This is a genomic window from Paenibacillus sp. DRB1-1 (genome assembly GCF_052119485.1).
Taxonomy (GTDB): Bacteria; Bacillota; Bacilli; order Paenibacillales; family Paenibacillaceae; genus Paenibacillus; species Paenibacillus polymyxa_B.
This window is the reverse complement of sequence record NZ_JBODQH010000001.1, coordinates 3,296,039-3,315,000: the sequence shown is the minus strand read 5'-3', so window position 1 is coordinate 3,315,000 and position 18,962 is coordinate 3,296,039. Positions and strand designations below refer to the sequence as shown.

The 18,962-nt window shown below is 44.4% G+C and carries 29 protein-coding genes (1 of these 29 cut by a window edge); 2 read left to right on the top strand and 27 right to left on the bottom strand.

The annotated features are described in order from the left end of the window. Together ACQW03_RS14710 and ACQW03_RS14705 are read right to left on the bottom strand one after the other, a co-directional pair. On the bottom strand, positions 1-55 hold the beginning of the coding sequence (locus tag ACQW03_RS14710; protein WP_013312131.1) for a hypothetical protein. The gene continues 176 nt to the left of window position 1, outside the view; 55 of the gene's 231 nt are visible here — the first part of the coding sequence; the start codon lies at positions 53-55; its stop codon lies off the left edge, out of view. 192 nt (positions 56-247) lie between these two features. Beyond that, the gene (locus ACQW03_RS14705; protein WP_441950319.1) at positions 248-862 is read right to left on the bottom strand and encodes a stage II sporulation protein M; all 615 of its coding nucleotides are present in this window, start codon (positions 860-862) and stop codon (positions 248-250) included. A 98-nt stretch (positions 863-960) separates the two neighbouring features. On the opposite strand from ACQW03_RS14705, the gene pdaB reads away from it, so the two are divergent. Together pdaB and gerD are read left to right on the top strand one after the other, a co-directional pair. Next, a complete protein-coding gene (gene pdaB, locus ACQW03_RS14700; RefSeq protein ID WP_023990485.1) occupies positions 961-1,740 on the top strand; it encodes a polysaccharide deacetylase family sporulation protein PdaB in 780 nt (259 codons plus the stop codon). 106 nt (positions 1,741-1,846) lie between these two features. Beyond that, positions 1,847-2,581: a spore germination lipoprotein GerD gene (gerD, locus tag ACQW03_RS14695; protein WP_104495563.1), complete on the top strand. Its 735-nt coding sequence runs from the start codon at positions 1,847-1,849 to the stop codon at positions 2,579-2,581. Between the two features lie 34 nt (positions 2,582-2,615). Here the strand turns inward: gerD and ACQW03_RS14690 are convergent, their stop codons facing one another. The 25 genes from ACQW03_RS14690 to rplE form a co-directional block, all read right to left on the bottom strand. Beyond that, positions 2,616-3,722 (bottom strand): P-loop NTPase, encoded by a 1,107-nt coding sequence (locus tag ACQW03_RS14690; RefSeq protein ID WP_441950316.1) that lies wholly within the window; start codon positions 3,720-3,722, stop codon positions 2,616-2,618. A 60-nt stretch (positions 3,723-3,782) separates the two neighbouring features. Further along, positions 3,783-4,559, bottom strand: a complete 777-nt coding sequence (cwlD, locus tag ACQW03_RS14685) for an N-acetylmuramoyl-L-alanine amidase CwlD (protein ID WP_069080586.1) — start codon at positions 4,557-4,559, stop codon at positions 3,783-3,785. Positions 4,560-4,627: 68 nt separating this feature from the next. Next, positions 4,628-5,797: a sulfate adenylyltransferase gene (gene sat, locus ACQW03_RS14680; protein ID WP_441950313.1), complete on the bottom strand. Its 1,170-nt coding sequence runs from the start codon at positions 5,795-5,797 to the stop codon at positions 4,628-4,630. Between the two features lie 53 nt (positions 5,798-5,850). Beyond that, a complete protein-coding gene (locus tag ACQW03_RS14675) occupies positions 5,851-6,543 on the bottom strand; it encodes a phosphoadenylyl-sulfate reductase (RefSeq protein WP_068939394.1) in 693 nt (230 codons plus the stop codon). A 1,304-nt stretch (positions 6,544-7,847) separates the two neighbouring features. Then, positions 7,848-8,240 carry a 30S ribosomal protein S9 gene (gene rpsI / locus ACQW03_RS14670; protein ID WP_013312140.1) on the bottom strand — a complete coding sequence of 131 codons (393 nt, stop codon included), beginning with the start codon at positions 8,238-8,240 and terminating at the stop codon, positions 7,848-7,850. Positions 8,241-8,260: 20 nt separating this feature from the next. Further along, on the bottom strand, positions 8,261-8,698 hold the full coding sequence (gene rplM, locus ACQW03_RS14665; RefSeq protein ID WP_013312141.1) for a 50S ribosomal protein L13: 438 nt from the start codon (positions 8,696-8,698) through the stop codon (positions 8,261-8,263). A gap of 183 nt (positions 8,699-8,881) precedes the next feature. Next, entirely contained in the window at positions 8,882-9,667 is a 786-nt protein-coding gene (gene truA / locus ACQW03_RS14660) for a tRNA pseudouridine(38-40) synthase TruA (RefSeq protein WP_441950310.1), read from the bottom strand. A 151-nt stretch (positions 9,668-9,818) separates the two neighbouring features. Next, positions 9,819-10,184, bottom strand: a complete 366-nt coding sequence (gene rplQ, locus ACQW03_RS14655; protein ID WP_013312143.1) for a 50S ribosomal protein L17 — start codon at positions 10,182-10,184, stop codon at positions 9,819-9,821. A gap of 34 nt (positions 10,185-10,218) precedes the next feature. Further along, positions 10,219-11,163, bottom strand: coding sequence for a DNA-directed RNA polymerase subunit alpha (locus ACQW03_RS14650; protein WP_007432558.1), 945 nt, complete (start codon positions 11,161-11,163; stop codon positions 10,219-10,221). 135 nt (positions 11,164-11,298) lie between these two features. Next, positions 11,299-11,694, bottom strand: a complete 396-nt coding sequence (gene rpsK, locus ACQW03_RS14645) for a 30S ribosomal protein S11 (protein ID WP_013312144.1) — start codon at positions 11,692-11,694, stop codon at positions 11,299-11,301. Between the two features lie 19 nt (positions 11,695-11,713). After that, positions 11,714-12,082 carry a 30S ribosomal protein S13 gene (gene rpsM, locus ACQW03_RS14640; protein WP_007432560.1) on the bottom strand — a complete coding sequence of 123 codons (369 nt, stop codon included), beginning with the start codon at positions 12,080-12,082 and terminating at the stop codon, positions 11,714-11,716. Between the two features lie 21 nt (positions 12,083-12,103). Beyond that, the gene (gene rpmJ / locus ACQW03_RS14635; protein WP_003333770.1) at positions 12,104-12,217 is read right to left on the bottom strand and encodes a 50S ribosomal protein L36; all 114 of its coding nucleotides are present in this window, start codon (positions 12,215-12,217) and stop codon (positions 12,104-12,106) included. Between the two features lie 117 nt (positions 12,218-12,334). Beyond that, positions 12,335-12,550, bottom strand: coding sequence for a translation initiation factor IF-1 (infA, locus tag ACQW03_RS14630; RefSeq protein WP_006212898.1), 216 nt, complete (start codon positions 12,548-12,550; stop codon positions 12,335-12,337). A gap of 2 nt (positions 12,551-12,552) precedes the next feature. Further along, complete coding sequence (locus ACQW03_RS14625) at positions 12,553-12,861, bottom strand: KOW domain-containing RNA-binding protein (protein WP_013312145.1); 309 nt, start codon at positions 12,859-12,861, stop codon at positions 12,553-12,555. Positions 12,862-12,870: 9 nt separating this feature from the next. Next, positions 12,871-13,410, bottom strand: coding sequence for a M24 family metallopeptidase (locus tag ACQW03_RS14620; protein ID WP_049827765.1), 540 nt, complete (start codon positions 13,408-13,410; stop codon positions 12,871-12,873). Positions 13,411-13,415: 5 nt separating this feature from the next. Beyond that, entirely contained in the window at positions 13,416-14,060 is a 645-nt protein-coding gene (locus tag ACQW03_RS14615; RefSeq protein ID WP_013312147.1) for an adenylate kinase, read from the bottom strand. A gap of 90 nt (positions 14,061-14,150) precedes the next feature. Then, the gene (gene secY / locus ACQW03_RS14610; protein WP_061831397.1) at positions 14,151-15,449 is read right to left on the bottom strand and encodes a preprotein translocase subunit SecY; all 1,299 of its coding nucleotides are present in this window, start codon (positions 15,447-15,449) and stop codon (positions 14,151-14,153) included. Further along, complete coding sequence (rplO, locus tag ACQW03_RS14605; protein ID WP_013312149.1) at positions 15,449-15,889, bottom strand: 50S ribosomal protein L15; 441 nt, start codon at positions 15,887-15,889, stop codon at positions 15,449-15,451. Before rplO ends, secY begins: the two co-directional genes overlap by 1 nt. A 43-nt stretch (positions 15,890-15,932) precedes the next feature. Beyond that, the gene (gene rpmD, locus ACQW03_RS14600) at positions 15,933-16,118 is read right to left on the bottom strand and encodes a 50S ribosomal protein L30 (protein ID WP_013312150.1); all 186 of its coding nucleotides are present in this window, start codon (positions 16,116-16,118) and stop codon (positions 15,933-15,935) included. Between the two features lie 12 nt (positions 16,119-16,130). Then, on the bottom strand, positions 16,131-16,628 hold the full coding sequence (rpsE, locus tag ACQW03_RS14595) for a 30S ribosomal protein S5 (protein ID WP_013312151.1): 498 nt from the start codon (positions 16,626-16,628) through the stop codon (positions 16,131-16,133). A 27-nt stretch (positions 16,629-16,655) separates the two neighbouring features. Further along, on the bottom strand, positions 16,656-17,024 hold the full coding sequence (gene rplR / locus ACQW03_RS14590; RefSeq protein WP_007432568.1) for a 50S ribosomal protein L18: 369 nt from the start codon (positions 17,022-17,024) through the stop codon (positions 16,656-16,658). 115 nt (positions 17,025-17,139) lie between these two features. Next, complete coding sequence (gene rplF / locus ACQW03_RS14585; protein WP_013312152.1) at positions 17,140-17,682, bottom strand: 50S ribosomal protein L6; 543 nt, start codon at positions 17,680-17,682, stop codon at positions 17,140-17,142. Between the two features lie 33 nt (positions 17,683-17,715). Then, entirely contained in the window at positions 17,716-18,114 is a 399-nt protein-coding gene (rpsH, locus tag ACQW03_RS14580) for a 30S ribosomal protein S8 (RefSeq protein ID WP_007432570.1), read from the bottom strand. Positions 18,115-18,146: 32 nt separating this feature from the next. Next, the gene (locus ACQW03_RS14575; RefSeq protein ID WP_010348808.1) at positions 18,147-18,332 is read right to left on the bottom strand and encodes a type Z 30S ribosomal protein S14; all 186 of its coding nucleotides are present in this window, start codon (positions 18,330-18,332) and stop codon (positions 18,147-18,149) included. Between the two features lie 76 nt (positions 18,333-18,408). Continuing rightward, entirely contained in the window at positions 18,409-18,954 is a 546-nt protein-coding gene (rplE, locus tag ACQW03_RS14570; protein ID WP_007432571.1) for a 50S ribosomal protein L5, read from the bottom strand. Positions 18,955-18,962 lie beyond the last annotated feature (8 nt).

Here is an 18,962-nt window from a genome sequence, read left to right as displayed (position 1 = left end):
GAAGAACGTAGTCAAGTTCCTTGCATTCTTTTTCGTTAAACAGCATTCCCAACATATGACCATACTCCCTTATCAGCAGATTATATAGTACTTATATTTGCTCAACTATTGTTCCAATCTTTACCTGTTTTTAAACTCAACTGCTAAGGTTTCAAACTTACCCCGATTAATCTTCAGCTTCTCTTTAGGCTCTCCCCTTTGTTATGTTCAATTTTCAGGAAATATATAAATATTTGGCCATAATATTTTATTGTGACAATAAACGATAAGTTATGCCACTCTCAATTGCAGCAGCTATAAGCAGTAAGATGACAGACCATATGGACACCCTCAACGTTTGTTTCATAAACACATCCCACGCTGGGCCAGTTCCTTTGCGCTTTAGCCCTATGCTTGTACCTATAGTAGACATTATGTTGATTCCAAACTTCAATCCGAAGGCACAGGCGATAATCAAAACAGGCAATTCAATCACACCGTGAGGCAGTAACCCTTTGACAACAACTTCATACATACTTCCTCCCATATCTGTCTGCAAGTGTACTACAAACCCTAAAACCATACCGTTCACAATTAAAAATATAAACGGTACAATTCCAAATACAGCCCCCATAAATATAACCAGCACACATTTAATTGCATTATTGAAAAAGATGAATACAAAAAAACTCCATTGTGGATGCTCAGAATTCTGCAAGCGCTGCGCTACTTCTCCCAGTCCCTCCATTTGTTGCGCCAGCATGGATTGAATAGTGCCTGTACTTAACCATCCCACCATAATACTTGTGCAGAAAAGAAGTGCAGAGATTAAAATTAACCGTCTTGTCGTGTGTAAATCGTGAAAAAATGCTTTTAGTCCCATTTGATAATTCCTCCTATTAGCTCAATGGAATAATTGACAACCCCCGGCATAGCTTTAAGTAAACAAGCACTTCTAGGATGAAAGGGGCGTTATTAACCATGAATTCTTTTTTCTATGTATTGAACGGTAAAAAAATCAAACGATTCTTAATCGTAATGGCTGCAGCCGTCTTTACCGTTGGAGTCATTTATGTAGAAACCGATAATGTTACGGTTTTTTCCGAGGAAGCACCAACCGCTATTTATAGTGTACCCACGGACAAAAAGCTGATCGCTCTCACCTTTGATATTAGCTGGGGTGATAAGCGCACTGCTCCCATCTTAAAAGTCCTTGAGGATAAAAAAGTGACCAAGTCCACCTTTTTTCTTTCTGCCCCTTGGAGTAAAACACATCCAGAGCTTGTGAATCAGATTAAAGAAAGTGGATTTGAGATCGGCAGTCATGGCCATAAACACGAAAATTACAGTAGCTTAAGCGATGAAGATATTCGTAAGCAGATTTCAATTGCTCATACCACATTAACCGAACTGACGGGACAGTCCCCGAAGTTGATCCGTATGCCTAATGGCGACTTTGATAAAAGAGTCCTTCAGGTTGCTGGCACTTTAGGCTACAAAACCATTCAGTGGGATACAGATTCCCTAGACTGGAAAAACCCTGGTACTCAGGTCATAATCGACCGTGTTGTAAATAAAGCGCATCCTGGCGATATCGTCCTTCTGCATGCCAGTGATTCCTGTAAACAAACGCATGAAGCCTTGCCCGTCATTATCGACAAGTTGCGCGCACAAGGCTATGAATTCGTGACTGTATCTGAACTGCTTCAACAGGGTACAGTAAAAGGCAAAGAGGTACGCGATCAGGCACTGGGTCTTTAAGGAGTTATTTTACAACGTTCTCAGCTAAAAACCAAAAGCAAATCGACATATTTCTCCGCATTCATCCGCATACTATCCACATTCATGATGAAGGAGGAATACGGCCATGAATTGGACTCGTTTGCGATTTGTTAGCACGGTATGCGTACTGGGCGTTGCACTGAGTGGCTGCGGCTCGGATCAGGGTTCTGCGCCCCCTCAGAACAGTTATAAAGAGATGAAAACGATGGTTGTCGATATCTTGAAAAGCGATGACGGAAAAAAAGCCGTAGAGGAGGCTTTAACCGGGGAAAGTACTTCAAAAGAAGGACAATCCGGTCAAAGCAGTGAAGAGGGTGGGGCTGGTGGTGGATCTGGTGGCAGCCTGGGAATGAAAATGCTTATGCCCATGCAATCGGCTGAACAAATGAAGATCGCAGTCAAAGATACTTTAGTATCACCTGAATATAAAAAAGAAATCGAAAAGATTATGACTGATCCGCGTTTTGCAGGAGAATTTGCAAAAGCCATCAACAGCCAAAGCAAACAGCTTCATATGCAACTTATAAAAGACCCTTCTTATCAAAAATCAATTGAAGCGATGCTCAAGTCGCCAGAACTAACCAAGATGTATATGGACTTAACTAAAACTCCTGAATACCGCAAACAATCTATGACAGTCATGCATGATGCCATGCAGAATCCGATTTTTCGGCTTGAAGTCATGAATTTACTTAAAACTGTCGTACAAGAGGAACTCCAACCTAAGGTTGAGAAAAAAAGCGGTGAGCAAGGTGGCTCTGCTGATCAAAAGCAAGATGGTGGTGGTGGAGGCGAAGGAGAACAAGGTGGAGGCCAATAATAAAAAGGCTGGTTCAACAACCAGCCTTTTTTTCTTATTCAAATTCCGCGTGCAACGTCGTAATTTGAGCAGCAATATCATTGTAAATTGCCCCTGTCGCCGACTCGGATTTATATACGGATGGAGAAAAGTCGGCTTCTGAAGGGTGATTGTCTGGGATACCCAGCGGAATTTGCGCCAGTAGTTTCGTATGAAGAGTATCTGCCAGCATAGCCCCGCCACCACGTCCAAAAACATAGTCCTTTTCTCCGGTGGAGGATACATAGTAGGACATGTTCTCCACAACACCAATGACCTTATGATCCGTTTGGAGAGCCATAGCCCCTGCACGTGCAGCTACAAAAGCTGCAGTTGCATGTGGGGTAGTGACAATGATTTCTTCACTCTGCGGAATCATTTGATGTACGTCAAGCGCTACATCGCCAGTCCCTGGTGGTAAATCGAGTATCATATAATCCAGTTGTCCCCATTCAACATCACTAAAAAACTGTCTGAGCATTCTCCCCAGCATGGGACCTCTCCAAATCACCGGATTGTTCTCTCTGACAAAGAAGCCCATAGACATGATTTTGATACCGAATCGCTCCACCGGCTGAATGATACCATCTTCGACAGAAGGGACATCCTCCACTCCGATCATATCCGGCACGCTAAATCCATAGATATCCGCATCAATTAAACCCACACGCTTCCCCTGTCTAGCTAAAGCAGCAGCCAAATTTACAGCTACTGTCGATTTTCCGACACCACCTTTTCCGCTTGCAATGGCAATAAACCGGACGCCAGATGCTGGGCTAAGCAGCTCATGTTCTTCCATACCAACAGCATGTCCTTTGGTCAAAACCGGGTCAGCGGCTTCCTCGGTATTCTCCACAGCTTGAATTGCGGACTTTTCATGCTCAGATGCCTCACGAATACGAATATGGACGTGGCTTAATCCCGCCTCTTCTAACGTCTGCCGGATTTCCCGCTCCAGTTCTGCACACGTCTCTTCCTGGCTATTCATACTAATAGCGGTCAAGGATACCCGATCCTCTTTAACAACCACATCCCGAATAAAATGGAGATCGACTAGACGGCGTCCTGTTTGAGGCTCCCGTACTTGTTGAAGTAGCTCTATAACTTGCTCTCTTGATTGCATGAATTATCAGCACCTCTGCTTTAATGAATTTACGGAGTGGTAAACACTTACAGTATACCACTATCTGGCCTCAGGTGCTGGTGAGATCCCCTTTTCCCCGGCACTGTAACGCAAAATCCCCTTATATATGGACGCTGCCACCTGCCTTTGATAGTTTACATCACTTAGTCGTCTGGCTTCCTCTGGATGGGACAAAAATCCGACTTCTACAAGGGCTGATGGCATTTTGAGAGCTTTCAATAAATAAACTGTGTTCACGGTCTTAGCCACTCTATCTGTATTTTCCAAGTTGCGTTTGATCTCTTCCTGAATTAAAGACGCCAAATTCTCGTTATCTGCATGGTTAGGTACGTAAAAGGTCTGGGCTCCACTCCAACGGCTTGACGGAATACTGTTCATATGAATACTTAGAAAGAGGTCCGCTTTCTGCTCCTCAATTATACGCACACGCTGCTTCAAATCCTCCGTTTTTCTTCTGGAATAACCTTTCGTTTCTTGCTGCGCCAGGTCGCGGTCATCCTCACGTGTCATGACAACAACAGCACCTGCTTGCTGCAAATAATCCCGCAAATAAAAAGCGATTGCCAGATTAATATCCTTTTCAATAATTCCTTCTTTGCTGACCGCCCCTCCATCAGGCCCTCCGTGTCCAGCATCTATAGCAATTACTTTACCAGTAAGGGGTAAACTCCAATGCGTCCAAGCTCTCGAAGCAGGTATCTCATACAATGCCAATGTAATAAACAGAACGGCGAGACAACAGCCCAACAGCATTTTTTGCAACGTCCGATAGCGAATCCACAGTGTAACCTCGTGTTTACGATTATTTTTTTGCATAACAAAACGCCTCCGTCCTATACAGATACTAATAATCTATATGGGACGAGGCGTGTAGATAGTACAACTCAGGCATGAACAAATTCTTTCATACCTTCAATCAGCACTTGAGCGACTTCCGGTCGTGTAAATTCAGGTGGCGGGCAAACCCCAGAGCGCAACAATTCCCGTACCTTGGTGCCTGAGAGCGTCAAATGATGCTCCTTGGGATGTGGGCATGTTTTACTTGAGGCCATATTTCCACATCGGGTGCAATAAAAGCTGTGTTCAAAGAACAATGGAGTAATCCCCAGCTCTTCAGGTGTAAAGTGCCTGAAAATTTCCTGTGCTTCGTAGGTACCATAATAGTCTCCTACCCCGGCATGATCCCTTCCAACAATAAAATGGGTGCAGCCATAGTTTTTTCGCACAATAGCATGGAAAATGGCCTCTCTAGGACCCGCGTATCGCATGGCAGCAGGAAATACCCCCAGAAAAGTCCGATCAGCCGGATAATAATTGTCCAGCAGCACCAGATAGCTCTTCATACGCACATCTGCCGGAACGTCATCTGACTTGGTTTCACCAACGAGTGGGTTTAGAAACAAAGCATCCACAATCTCCATCGCACTTTTTTGGATGTACTCATGTGCCCGATGTACCGGATTTCGTGTTTGAAAACCGACCACTGTTTTCCAGCCTTTTTCTGCAAAATAGTCGCGTGTCTGTGATGGTGTATAGTAAAACTCACTAAATTGTGTGGGCTCCGGCCGATTCAGCACTTGCACAGATCCACCAACATACGTAGCAGGTCGATCTAACAGTTTGTTTACGCCAGGATGAGCCGGGTCATCGGTCTTGAATACTCGTCTGGCTTCCTCAACCTGATCTACCTGATAAATACTTTCAATATCAAGTACAGCATAGATAGTACCGTCTGTTTCACCCACCAAAGCCACCTGCTGACCTAATTTCAGTTCACTGGCTACACTTTCTACAACCGCAAGAGTAATAGGAATACTCCAGACTGTACCATCGGCAAGACGCATATCTGTTACCACCGACCGATAATCAGATTCATTCATAAACCCCGTCAAAGGAGAGAAAGCTCCCACTCCAATCAAATCCAGATCAGAAATGGTCCATGAGTTTACACGAATAGGAAACAATTCTCCTGCGGCCTGCAAAAGTGCTTTTTGCTCCGGTCCTGTAATGATTTTATCAACAAGTGTTCCGCCATGCGGAAGAATTGCAGTCATAATGCACTTCCCTTCTCTTCATAAATACGACTCATAGTTACCTGAATACCATTTTATTGATGGAGCCCACACTCTGTTTTCTCATTGCCTGACCAGCGACCTGCACGAGGGTCTTCACCTGGTAGAACTTCACGGGTACATTGCTCACAACCGATACTGGGATAATTGCGGTCATGCAATGGATTATACAGCACTTCATGAGTACGGATATAGTTCCATACATCCTCGGATGTCCAGCTTGCCAGAGGATTAAATTTAACGAGTCCAAACTTTTCATCATACTCTACCTTTTTTGAATTCGCACGGGTAGGGGCCTGATCCCGGCGAATACCAGTAATCCATGCATCGTATTGTGACAAAATGCGTGTCAGCGGCTCAACTTTGCGTATACCACAACATGTGTTAGGATCTGTTTTCCACAGTTCCTCTCCATGCTCAGCCGCTTGCTCTTCAGGAGTAATTAAGGGAGAGACCCTGACAAAATCCAAATTATATCTGGCTTTCATCTGATCTCGCGTATCGTAAGTTTCTTGAAAATGAAAGTCGGTGTCCAAGTAAAAAATGTCGGTGGAAGGGCTAATTTTTTGAAGCATATCTACTAGTACTACATCTTCTGCTCCGAAGCTACAAGCAAAGGTAAGATTGGGAAATGTAAGAACAGCATACTGGATAACTTCCTCTGGCGTAGCCTCTTCCAGTTCAATTGCCTTGACTCTAATCAACGCTTCTTTCTCCAATAAATTCATTATCAATGCGCCTCCATATGAAGATTCATAAATAAGTGTCATTTCAATACCGACTAAACTAATAAGATTAAATACAGTATAAAACTTTCACAATCATTGTCAATCCAAGGCAAAATGTCCTGATGTAAGCATTTATCCACCCAAATTTGCAGGAATGTTGCTCTGTCAGCATTCTTTAATGCTTTCTTGCGTATCCAACCAAGTTCATTGGCTTTATATAAAATATTCTTATACCAAACACTTGAAAAAGGACCTTAGGTTCCTTCTTGGATCAAGCAAGAACTATTTTGTAGAAGAAAGCAAACGTTGTTTTTGGATCTAAGATTATCGTGGGATGTTAAGCTAGGGAATAAAAGTAAATTTAGATTTCAGAGCTCTTATTTTGCATTCCAAAGATGAAGTCCGTATGTGGACGAGTTCAAATGAGGGCAAAATAGCCTTTACTCGAATTTTTAGCCAGATAAAATCGACTACACTATTCTGGAGCTCTGGCGTCAGCGATGCTTTCATTGTGGAAATTATAAAAGAAATAACTGCGTGCTGAACTCTTATTCTGCCTCTATCCCATCCTAAAGCGCTTGTAGAGGCAATTCCCGAGGAATTGGTCCACTGGACACAAGCAAGACTCTTATCGCTACTGGAGCCCATTACAATCCTGTCATCAAGGAGGGTCAATTTTATGAGGGTAGACACAGTCGGACAATACATGGTGCTCCCGATTATAGTTTGGAGCGATTGCTGTGTAGACTATTTCCATTACCAGTAACCTGTACATCGCCGTTGCAATTGCAGTAGCCTAGGAAGCAGACATTGCTAGACTAAGGAGCGTCCTTCTCTCAGTGCACACAAATAAAAAGAGGTAGTCCTTGCCGTATCCCTAGCTAGGCTCAAAACAGCTGCACAAGAGGCATAGACAGTATCAGCCAGAACATATCAAGGGACTCTACATAAACAAGTGAAAGCAAAGTATCTCGTGAAACAGCACTTAGCAGAGAATATTAAGATGAGGCTATATTGAATAGTCGAATATTATATTTTAGTCACAGGTTATAAACATTACAGAATAAACTCCGTTGAAATAACAAACTGTATCTGTGGATAACAATATCGTCTTCAATTACATCGTGGATAACTTTTCGTGTTCCATGCATTTGCATGCGGTTATTTATGTTTTCGCAGAAACATACTGAAGCCCATGGAATTTTAGAGTAGGTCTACTTATCCACATGTGGATAATGATCAGGAAATGACTAAATAAAAAAGAACCCTTTCCATAAGGAAAAGGTTCTTCTGTATTCGAAATATTAACGTTTCGAGAACTGTGGTGCACGACGAGCGGCTTTGAGGCCGTATTTTTTACGTTCTTTCATACGTGGGTCACGAGTCAAGAAGCCTGCTTTTTTCAAAGCTGGACGGAATTCCGGATCTGCTTTCAACAGAGCACGGGAAATACCGTGGCGAATTGCGCCGGCTTGACCAGAGATACCACCACCATGAGCGATAACGAGTACGTCATAGCTGCCAACTGTTTCTGTCAGGTTCAGTGGTTGTTTTACGATCAGTTTGAGAGTTTCCAAACCGAAATATTCATTAATATCACGCTTATTGATGACAATGCGTCCTTCACCCGGTACGAGACGAACACGAGCTACCGAATGTTTACGACGACCTGTCCCATAGTATTGTACTTGTGCCATGAAACTGTCCTCCCTTTTAATTATCCGCGAAGTTCGTAAACTTCAGGTTTTTGTGCTGCATGTGGATGCTCAGTGCCTCTGTAAGCTTTAAGTCTCAGCTTCATTTTCTCGCCTTGACGAGTTTTAGGAAGCATACCGTGAACAGCCAATTCCAACATACGCTCAGGCTTGTTCTTAACCATTTCTTGTGCAACCGTTACTTTCAGACCACCCGGATGCAGGGAGTGACGGTAGTATTTCTTGTTCTCCATTTTTTTACCGGTCAATACGATTTTTTCCGCATTGATTACAACAACAAAATCACCTGTGTCCACATGTGGTGTAAATTGTGGCTTGTGTTTGCCGCGAATCAACGCAGCCGCTTCGCTTGCCAGACGGCCGAGCGTTTTGCCTTCGGCATCAATGATGTGCCAGTTGCGCTCAACTTCATTTGGCTTCGCCATATACGTAGTACGCATGAAAAGTATCCTCCTTAAGTTCGTTAACAGAAATCATCATTTATCTTCGTTCGTTAAGTTGCTGCATTATTGATGGATTAGATGTTGATTTAAAGTGATTATCTTAATTGGGGCTGTGGGAAAGCCATTAAGAAAACACAACTTTTATATTACAGGATAACCATCAATTCCGCAAGGGTAAAATCAATGTTTTTTGATGTTTTCGTCGTACTCTACATTCCAGAGCGTTAAAGCATGTCCAACGGCCGTAGGTCCGGCCTTTGAACGATTTTTCGCCTCCAAAATGGAAGGAATATCATCCGACGATTTTTTGCCTTCTCCCACTTCCAGCAAAGTACCCATAATAATCCGAACCATGTGCTGCAAAAATCCGCTACCTGTAATATAAGTATGGATAATTCCCTGATCATCCGAGTTCGGACGTGAAAAGGAATGGTCTACTGTCATATAGGCTTCGTAAATAGTGCGAACATGATTCGTCTTTTGGGAGCGTCGAGATGCGAACGAAGTATAGTCAAAGGTGCCAACTAAATGAGCTAACCCTTCCTCCATCGCTCTTACATCCAGACTCGTTGGATGATGGGCCTGTGTACGACGGTGAAAGATGTCCGGAAACCGATTCGCATTAATACTGTACCGATATGTCTTCCGCTTCGCCATGCGGCGTGCATGAAAGGACAGTGGCACCTCTCTCGCATCCGTAACGATGATATCACGAGGCAACCAGGCATTAAGTGCCAGACACCAGCGCTGCAACGGAATCGGCGATTCAGTGTGAAAATTGAATACCTGCCCGTATGCATGTACACCTGCATCTGTACGGCCTGAGCCTGTAATTTTAAGACGCTCGCCCGTCAATGAGTAAATAGCATGTTCAAGGCAGTCCTGAATGGTGTTACCGTTAGGCTGCGTCTGAAAGCCATCATAGTGGGTTCCGTCATAGTTCACCTTCATGCACAAGTTCCGCATGCTTCTCACACCTTTGTAGGGGTAGTCTCTGGCCTCACAAGGAATAACCGAACATAACAAAGGAGAAGCCCCTCAAGGACTCCTCCAAGAGAAAAAAAGGGTTGTTCAGAATCAAGCCGATTCTGTCCACCCTTCCCTCATCTTCGCCTGTTTACGCGCGGTCAACCAATTCCAGATATACCATTGGAGCGGCGTCGCCACGACGAGGTCCCAATTTCAGGATACGAGTGTATCCACCTGGACGCTCAGTGTAACGTGTAGCCAATTCGCTAAACAGCTTTTGGATTGCATCCTGCTCACCATCCAAAGTTTCACGGCGAACGAACGCAGCCACTTGACGACGTGCGTGCAGATCTCCTTTTTTCGCTTTGGTGATCAGTTTTTCAGCAATAGAACGAACTTCTTTCGCTTTAGCCTCAGTAGTTTGGATACGCTCATACAAGAACAGATCGGTTACCAAATCACGAAACAAAGCTTTACGGGCACTGGAGTTACGGCCCAATTTTTGGTATGCCATGTAATTTCCCCTCCTTCACAAAAACGTTGCTGTACTATTCTTCCGTACGAAGTCCTAAACCAAGTTCCTCGAGCTTCTCTTGTACTTCTTCCAAAGATTTGCGACCCAAGTTACGGACCTTCATCATATCTTCTTCAGATTTAGTCGTGAGTTCTTGTACCGTATTGATACCAGCGCGCTTAAGGCAGTTATAGGAACGGACGGAGAGATCCAGCTCTTCGATCGTCATTTCAAGAACTTTTTCTTTCTTGTCTTCTTCTTTTTCAACCATAATTTCAGCATCTTTTGCCTCGTCCGTGAGACCCACGAACAACATCACATGCTCGGTCAAAATTTTGGCTCCAAGGCTCACTGCTTCCTCGGGACGAATACTTCCGTCAGTCCAAACCTCAAGTGTCAGCTTGTCATAATTCGTAACCTGGCCGACACGCGTATTTTCTACGCCGTAGTTCACGCGTGCAATCGGAGTGTAGATGGAGTCGACGGGAATGACGCCGATCGGCTGGTCATCACGTTTGTTCCGATCCTGCTTAACGTAACCGCGACCGCGATTGGCAAAAATACGCATGTGAAGTCTCGAACCCGGTCCGAGCGTAGCAATGTGAAGATCCGGATTAAGAATTTCCACATCACTATCCGCACGGATATCTCCTGCCGTTACAACTCCTTCGCCTTCCGCATCGATTTCGAGTACTTTCTCTTCATCCGAGTGGATTTTAAGCGATAAAGCTTTCAAGTTCAGAATGATCTCCGTTACGTCTTCCTTCACACCGGGAACCGTTGCAAACTCGTGCAGAACCCCATCGATCTGAACCGATGTGACTGCTGCCCCCGGTAACGAGGATAACAGAATACGGCGAAGCGAGTTTCCCAGCGTCGTACCGTATCCGCGTTCCAGCGGTTCTACTACGAATTTTCCATAGGTGCCATCATCATTGACGTCAACCGTCTCAATTTTCGGCTTTTCGATTTCTATCACTGCAATATCCCTCCTTCAAAACGTCGCTCCTATATGAAACATTCACCTTATCCATAGTCTATCATGCAGTATACCTAAACATCCATTCTTGGCAGTTTGTGCCGGATCTATACTACACGCAGAGGAGAAATCTCATTAGACGCGACGACGTTTTGGAGGACGGCATCCGTTATGAGGTACCGGAGTTACGTCTTTGATCAGGTTAACTTCCAAACCAGCAGCTTGCAAAGAGCGGATTGCTGCTTCGCGACCTGCACCAGGTCCTTTAACCATGACTTCGACAGTTTTCATGCCGTGTTCCATAGCAGCTTTAGCAGCAGTTTCTGCGGCCATTTGCGCTGCGAATGGAGTAGATTTACGGGAACCACGGAATCCCATGCCGCCTGAGCTGGCCCAAGAGATTGCGTTACCGTGTGGATCTGTGATCGTAACGATCGTGTTGTTGAACGTGGAACGGATGTGTGCCACGCCAGTCTCGATATTTTTACGGTCACGGCGTTTTGTACGTACAACTTTTTTCGGTTTAGCCATTGAATGTTATCCTCCCTTCTTATTTCTTTTTGTTCGCTACAGTCCGACGAGGACCTTTACGGGTACGAGCATTGGTTTTAGTACGTTGTCCGCGAACAGGCAACCCACGACGGTGACGAACACCACGGTAGCAGCCAATCTCAGTCAGACGTTTAATATTCAAGGAAATTTCACGACGCAGATCGCCTTCTACTTTAACTTCTTTGTCGATCGTTTCACGTAATTTGCTCACTTCATCTTCAGTCAAATCACGAACACGCGTGTTTGCACTGATGCCTGTTTCCTTCAAGATTTTCTGAGAAGTCGTTTTACCGATTCCGAAAATGTAAGTCAAGGCGATCTCAACGCGTTTGTCACGTGGCAAATCCACACCAGCTATACGAGCCATTTTACGCTACACCCCCTTCTATTAACCTTGTTTTTGTTTGTGTTTCGGATTTTCGCAAATAACCATTACGTTCCCTTTGCGGCGAATGACTTTGCATTTTTCGCAAATAGGTTTTACAGAAGGTCTTACCTTCATGTTGATTACCTCCTCCAAGCTTTACCCTGGTAAAACTCGCTTCGTGAACATTCACATCGTTTTGCCGAGCAAAACAAGTTTTTTAAATGACATAAGTTTAATAAAAACCTGCATGAATTACTTGCGGTACGTTATACGGCCTTTGGTTAAATCGTAAGGCGATAACTGTACAACCACCTTGTCGCCTGTCAAAATACGGATAAAGTGCATCCGCAGCTTTCCGGAAACATGAGCAAGAATTTGATGACCGTTCTCCAGCTCTACCTTGAACGTAGCGTTCGGCAGTGGCTCGATTACCGTACCTTCAACCTCAATGACATCTTCTTTGGCCAAAGTCAGTCTCCTTTCTCTTCAGCTTGGTATTCGGACGAGTCCAGGAAAGTTTTCACTGCATGGCGCAGCTTTCCATTCGTCACCCGACCGCTTTCGTTTAAACTGTTTACAATCTCGCTACTAATCTTTGGCTGAGGCACCAAATGAAGAACATTTTTCTTCTTCGCTTGATCAAACTTTCGTTTATCCCCATCCGCAATATATACAAACCTGCTATCTGCTACTGAAACGACAACCGCAATCTGTCCGGCACCTCTGCCTTTCAGAATCTTCACCAGCTGACCGATTTGCAGGTTTCCTTGCTGAATCATTCCAATCACCTACGCACTCAGTTTCGTGAAAATGTCCATGCCGCCCGTTTCGCACGTCACCGCTTGCTCGTTATGAGCACATGAGGTTACGTTCATCGTAACGACCGTCCAGTTGTCTTCCAGCGTCCCTACATGGTGAGAACCTATCTGAATCATTGATTCAATAGCCAGCCCAATGCCGGTTTTCAGCCTCGGCCCCTGCTCAGGAATACCACGGTTTGGATTCTCAATATATTGCCGAATGGCATGCGACATTGTAAACTGGCGAGTTTTCGCGATGATATCGCCTTTGTTTAACTTGCGTTTGCCGGGAAATCCGTGCACCAGTTGTTCGTTGACTGAAGCGCAAATGCTAGCAGGAAAACCGTTATAACCTTTAAAAGACGGCACAGCTCCCTGACTGCGAATATACCGATCAGCTAAATGATCAAGTTCACCGGTCGTAATACCGGGCTCGATGTGTCCTGCCAAGAGATGATCCGTTTCCGTATCTATTCTCTTAGCTTTCCTCATAAAGCTTGATTCCGTCCCCGACTTGCAAATGATCATTACAGCTAACCCCGCAACAAGGACACGATATTTTGGGAAACCACATCAATATCCTGTTCTCCGTCAATATGACGCAGAAGATTCTGGTTCTCATAAAACGTGAGGAGTGGTGCTGTTTTATTACTATATTCGTCAAGTCGTGTTCTTACGCTATCTTCATTATCGTCAGGACGCTGATAGAGTTCCCCACCGTCTTTATCGCAAATGCCTTCAACCTTAGGAGGATTAAAGACAATATGATAGCTAGTTCCGCAGCTTTTACAAACCCTCCGTCCAGTGATTCGTGCCAACAAGTTGTCACTATCCACTTTCAGGTTGATGACGTCATCTAGCTTCGTATTCAAACGACCCAAAATTTGATCCAAGGCTTCAGCTTGAGCCAAAGTTCTTGGAAAACCGTCCAGCAAGAACCCTTTCTTGCAATCTGGCTGTTGTAGCCGTTCTTCAACGATACCGATTGTTACGTCATCCGGAACAAGTTCACCCTTGTCGATATATTCTTTAGCTTTAATGCCAATAGGTGTTCCCTGTTTCATCGCTAGGCGAAAAGCATCACCTGTCGAGATATGAGGAATGCCGAATTCCTTCACAATGACATCTGCTTGTGTACCTTTACCAGCCCCCGGAGGGCCCATGATCAAAATATTCACAATCTGTCACTCCTCAAGACGACCCCTACACAAGAAACAGCACAAAAGGTGCCGGTAAGCATGCGAACATCCTAAGCCGGTACCTATTGCCTATTTGTTGATGAAGCCTTTGTAATGGCGTTTGATCAGTTGGCTTTCGATTTGCTTCATTGTATCCAATGCTACACCAATGATGATGAGCAATGAAGTACCGCCAATTTGCACGGAACGAGGCAAGCCCGAAAGCGAACCGAAGAATACCGGCAAAACGGATATGACTGCCAGAAACAAAGCTCCTGTCATTGTCAAACGTGACATTACTCGTGTCAAGTATTTCTCCGTGGCTTTACCCGGGCGAATTCCCGGAATATAACCGCCGTTTTTCTTCATGTTGTCGGCCATTTGCTGCGGATTCATCTGTACAAAGGTATAGAAGAATGTGAAACCGATAATCATTACGACATACAAAACCATGCCCAGCGGCTTGTCATAATACAAGTAAGTGGTAATCCACTTAGCCCAAGCGTGATCTGCCCAGAAACTCGCAATAATTGTCGGGAATTGCAGCAATGATACCGCAAAGATTACCGGAATAACGCCTGCCGCATTAATTTTCATCGGAATATGCGTATTCTGGCCACCGTACATTTTGTTGCCAACTACACGTTTCGCGTATTGTACCGGGATTTTCCGAATACCTTGCTGGATGTAGATAACACCAACAATAATCAGAACAATCACCAGGGCAATTATAATTGCCTTCAGAATATTCATAAACAGCTGATCTGCCTGAATAAACTGAGATTCTACAACCGTCCGAATATGTCTTGGAATACCCGCCGCAATCCCTGCGAAGATAACAATAGAGATACCGTTGCCGATTCCCTTTTCGGTAATTTGCTCACCGAGCCACATAAGGAACGTAGTTCCTGCTGTAAGCACAATGGCAATGACCAGATAATCTGCAAAAGTGGCTCCTGGAATCATCGCTGCACCGTACAGTCGATTAAAGCCAATCGACGTTCCGAATGCTTGAATCAGGCCAAGTATTACCGTACCATAACGCGTAATTTGAGCCAACTTCTTTTTACCATGCTCTCCTTGTTTAGCCCATTCCGCAAGTTTCGGAATCACGTCCATTGACAGCAACTGTACAATGATGGACGCTGTAATATATGGCATAATCCCGAGGGCGAAGATCGAAAACTGATACAATGCGCCCCCTGAGAAGGTGTTAAGGAGTCCAAACAACTCGCTTCCTGCCTGATCCTGAGAAGTAAAGACTTGCTTGTTCACGCCGGGAACCGGCACGAAGGAGCCAATACGATATACAAAGAGTATAAACAGGGTAAACAGGATTCGGGTTCTAAGATCCTCAACCCGCCATATATTTTTCAGGGTCTTGAACATTAGATCACCTCGGTTTTACCGCCGGCAGCTTCAATTTTCTCTACCGCAGATTGAGAGAACTTGTTCGCTTTAACTGTCAACTTCACAGTGATTTCACCGTTACCCAGAATTTTAATTCCGGATTTGGCGTTTTTCACAATGCCATTGTTCAGCAAAAACTCAGGGCTTACTTCAGTACCCGCTGCAAAACTGTTCAAATCTTCGATATTCAAAACCGCATACTCTTTACGAGTAGGATTTACGAAACCGCGTTTAGGCAAGCGACGATACAGTGGGTTTTGACCACCCTCGAAGCCCGGACGTACACCACCGCCGGAACGAGCGTTTTGACCTTTATGACCACGACCAGAAGTTTTACCCGTACCGCTACTAGGACCACGACCCAAACGTTTACGTTCTTTGCGGGACCCTGGAGCTGGGGAAAGTTCATGTAACTTCATCGTTCGTTGCACCTCCTTGATTATTGTTAAAATACTTTATTTCTTAAGCCTCAATTTCTTTAACAGAAACCAAATGGCTAACTTGATTAATCATCCCGCGAATAGCTGCATTGTCGGGTTGAACTACTTTATGGTTGATTTTACGCAAGCCGAGCGTTTTAACAGTCGTTCTCTGATTACCAGGACGGCCGATCAACGAACGAACGAGGGTAATTTCTAATTTCGCCATGATATTCCCTCCTTAGCCCAGCAGCTCTTCGATGGATTTGCCGCGCAATTTTGCAACTTCTTCAGCGCGTTTCAAGCGGGACAAACCTTCCAAAGTCGCATTGACCATATTCATGGAATTCGAAGAACCCAAAGATTTTGTCAAGATATCACCTACACCAGCAAGTTCCAGTACAGCACGAACCGGACCACCAGCGATAACTCCAGTACCTTCCGATGCCGGTTTCAACAGAACCCGGCCAGCACCGAACTTACCTGTAACAAGGTGAGGAATTGTTGTTCCTACGAGTGGAACGTGAACCAGGTTTTTCTTAGCATCTTCAATACCTTTGCGAATTGCATCAGGTACTTCGCCAGCTTTACCGATTCCAGCGCCTACCCAGCCGTTGCCGTCGCCCACTACTACCAGAGCACTGAAGCTGAAACGGCGTCCGCCTTTGACAACTTTAGCTACACGATTAATATTTACTACTCTTTCAGTCAGTTCCAAAGTATTCGGATCTACACGCAAGTCGTTAACCTCCTTTTGAGAAATGTCTTAGAATTCAAGGCCTGCTTCGCGAGCTGCATCAGCCAAAGCTTGAATCCGTCCATGATACAAGTATCCACCACGGTCAAATACGATGTTAGCATGACCTTTTTCTTTCGCACGTTTAGCAACGAGTTCGCCAACTTTACGAGCTGCTTCTACACTACCGCCGTTTTTGATTTCGCTGCTCAGTTCTTTATCCATAGTGGATGCAGATACCAATGTTACACCAGCTACATCATCAATCAGTTGTGCGTAGATATGCTTGGAAGAGCGGAATACGTTCAAACGAGGACGTACAGCCGTACCTTCGATTTTCTTACGTACACGCAGATGTCTTCTGACACGTGCTTTATTTTTATCTTGTTTTGTAATCATCTCAAGTTTTCACTCCCTTCAGTTTGCCTTTTAAAACTTTATACTAAGACGCACTGGGTAAAAAAGAAGTACGAAGTCTTTCCAGCAGAAAGACCGCACAAAGTCGGTAAGAAACTTATTTCTTCTTACCGGCTTTACCTTCTTTACGAATGATGCGCTCGCCTTCGTATTTAATCCCTTTACCTTTGTACGGTTCAGGTTCACGAACGGAACGGATTTTAGCAGCGTAGGCACCTACACGCTCTTTATCAATTCCGCGAACGATAATTTTAGTGTTCGAAGGAACTTCGAATTCGATGCCCGCTTCCGGTGTGATTTCAACCGGGTGAGAGTATCCAACGTTCAAAACGATTTTATCTCCGGATTTGCTTGCACGATATCCGACCCCAACCAGCTCCAGAGATTTTGAAAACCCTTCAGTTACACCACTTACCATGTTGTTGACAACGCTGCGGGTTGTTCCATGCAAAGAGCGGTGAAGTTTGTTGTCCGAAGGACGAACTACATTAATTTCATTGTTTTCCACAGTAACGGACATGTCTTTATGAAGCTCACGAGTCAATGTTCCTTTAGGACCTTTAACTGTGATCGCTGTGTTGTTCAAAGTCACGTCAACACCACTTGGTACTGTGATTGGTTTACGACCAATACGGGACATATCTGTTGCACCTCCTATCTTTTAAACGTTATCTTACCAAACGTAGCAAACAACTTCTCCGCCGGCTTTAGACTGACGTGCTTCTTTGTCGGTCATGATACCTTTGGATGTTGAAATGATTGCGATCCCGAGTCCACCCAGTACGCGTGGAATCTCATTGCTCTTCGTGTAAACGCGAAGACCTGGTTTACTGATTCTTTTCAAACCTGTAATAACACGCTCGTTGTTCGCACCGTATTTCAAGAAAATACGGATGATCCCTTGTTTGCTATCTTCAACAAATTCCGCATCACGAATGAATCCTTCACGTTTCAGGATGTCGGCGATTTGTTTTTTCATTGTAGATGCAGGCATTTCTACTGTTTCGTGACGAACTGTGTTCGCGTTACGAATACGAGTAAGCATATCTGCAATTGGATCAGACATAGTCATTGTGTATAAACCTCCTTCCCAAACAGGACTTTTTACCAGCTTGCTTTTTTCACGCCAGGAATCTGGCCTTTATAAGCTAATTCACGGAAGCAAATTCTGCAGATCTTAAACTTTTGCAGTACCGAATGTGGACGACCACAACGCTCGCAACGAGTGTAAGCACGAACTTTAAACTTTGGTGCGCGTTGTTGTTTGACTTTCATTGAAGTTTTTGCCACTTAGCCTGACACCTCCTAAATAGTTTCGGAGAACAGGGTGTCTTTAAAATCAGACGCCCGAAACGTTATGCCAACATTATTTTGCGAAAGGCATGCCCAGCTGAGTCAGAAGCTCACGGGACTCTTCGTCAGTTTTGGCAGTCGTTACGATAACGATGTCCATACCACGAACTTTATCAACTTGATCATACTCGATTTCCGGGAAGATCAACTGTTCTTTCAGACCAAGTGTGTAGTTACCACGTCCGTCGAAAGCTTTTGTCGATACACCATGGAAGTCACGTACGCGAGGAAGAGTAATGTTGAACAATTTGTCCAAGAAATAATACATACGCTCGCCACGAAGTGTTACCTTTACACCGATCGGCATGTTTTCACGCAATTTAAAACCTGCAATAGATTTTTTTGCGCGAGTGATTACTGGTTTTTGACCAGCAATTAGCTGCATGTCGTTGAGAGCTGAATCAAGTACTTTGGAGTTTTGGACTGCGTCGCCAACACCCATGTTGATTACAACTTTCTCGATTTTAGGCACTTGCATCACTGTTGTATAGTTGAACTTCTGCATCAAGGCAGGAGTGATTTCTTTCAAGAAACGTTCTTTCATTCTTGTTGTAGCCATGAATCATA

Excerpts from the sequence above, each read along its gene's own strand:
- ACQW03_RS14705 (WP_441950319.1), bottom strand. The coding sequence starts at position 862 with ATGGGACTAAAAGCATTTTTTCACGATTTACACACGACAAGACGGTTA.
- pdaB (WP_023990485.1), top strand. The coding sequence starts at position 961 with ATGAATTCTTTTTTCTATGTATTGAACGGTAAAAAAATCAAACGATTC.
- gerD (WP_104495563.1), top strand. The coding sequence starts at position 1,847 with ATGAATTGGACTCGTTTGCGATTTGTTAGCACGGTATGCGTACTGGGC.
- ACQW03_RS14690 (WP_441950316.1), bottom strand. The coding sequence starts at position 3,722 with ATGCAATCAAGAGAGCAAGTTATAGAGCTACTTCAACAAGTACGGGAG.
- cwlD (WP_069080586.1), bottom strand. The coding sequence starts at position 4,559 with ATGCAAAAAAATAATCGTAAACACGAGGTTACACTGTGGATTCGCTAT.
- sat (WP_441950313.1), bottom strand. The coding sequence starts at position 5,797 with ATGACTGCAATTCTTCCGCATGGCGGAACACTTGTTGATAAAATCATT.
- ACQW03_RS14675 (WP_068939394.1), bottom strand. The coding sequence starts at position 6,543 with ATGAATTTATTGGAGAAAGAAGCGTTGATTAGAGTCAAGGCAATTGAA.
- rpsI (WP_013312140.1), bottom strand. The coding sequence starts at position 8,240 with ATGGCACAAGTACAATACTATGGGACAGGTCGTCGTAAACATTCGGTA.
- rplM (WP_013312141.1), bottom strand. The coding sequence starts at position 8,698 with ATGCGTACTACGTATATGGCGAAGCCAAATGAAGTTGAGCGCAACTGG.
- truA (WP_441950310.1), bottom strand. The coding sequence starts at position 9,667 with ATGCGGAACTTGTGCATGAAGGTGAACTATGACGGAACCCACTATGAT.
- rplQ (WP_013312143.1), bottom strand. The coding sequence starts at position 10,184 with ATGGCATACCAAAAATTGGGCCGTAACTCCAGTGCCCGTAAAGCTTTG.
- rpsK (WP_013312144.1), bottom strand. The coding sequence starts at position 11,694 with ATGGCTAAACCGAAAAAAGTTGTACGTACAAAACGCCGTGACCGTAAA.
- rpsM (WP_007432560.1), bottom strand. The coding sequence starts at position 12,082 with ATGGCTCGTATAGCTGGTGTGGATTTGCCACGTGACAAACGCGTTGAG.
- rpmJ (WP_003333770.1), bottom strand. The coding sequence starts at position 12,217 with ATGAAGGTAAGACCTTCTGTAAAACCTATTTGCGAAAAATGCAAAGTC.
- ACQW03_RS14625 (WP_013312145.1), bottom strand. The coding sequence starts at position 12,861 with ATGATTCAGCAAGGAAACCTGCAAATCGGTCAGCTGGTGAAGATTCTG.
- ACQW03_RS14620 (WP_049827765.1), bottom strand. The coding sequence starts at position 13,410 with ATGATCATTTGCAAGTCGGGGACGGAATCAAGCTTTATGAGGAAAGCT.
- secY (WP_061831397.1), bottom strand. The coding sequence starts at position 15,449 with ATGTTCAAGACCCTGAAAAATATATGGCGGGTTGAGGATCTTAGAACC.
- rplO (WP_013312149.1), bottom strand. The coding sequence starts at position 15,889 with ATGAAGTTACATGAACTTTCCCCAGCTCCAGGGTCCCGCAAAGAACGT.
- rpmD (WP_013312150.1), bottom strand. The coding sequence starts at position 16,118 with ATGGCGAAATTAGAAATTACCCTCGTTCGTTCGTTGATCGGCCGTCCT.
- rplR (WP_007432568.1), bottom strand. The coding sequence starts at position 17,024 with ATGATTACAAAACAAGATAAAAATAAAGCACGTGTCAGAAGACATCTG.
- rplF (WP_013312152.1), bottom strand. The coding sequence starts at position 17,682 with ATGTCCCGTATTGGTCGTAAACCAATCACAGTACCAAGTGGTGTTGAC.
- rpsH (WP_007432570.1), bottom strand. The coding sequence starts at position 18,114 with ATGACTATGTCTGATCCAATTGCAGATATGCTTACTCGTATTCGTAAC.
- rplE (WP_007432571.1), bottom strand. The coding sequence starts at position 18,954 with ATGGCTACAACAAGAATGAAAGAACGTTTCTTGAAAGAAATCACTCCT.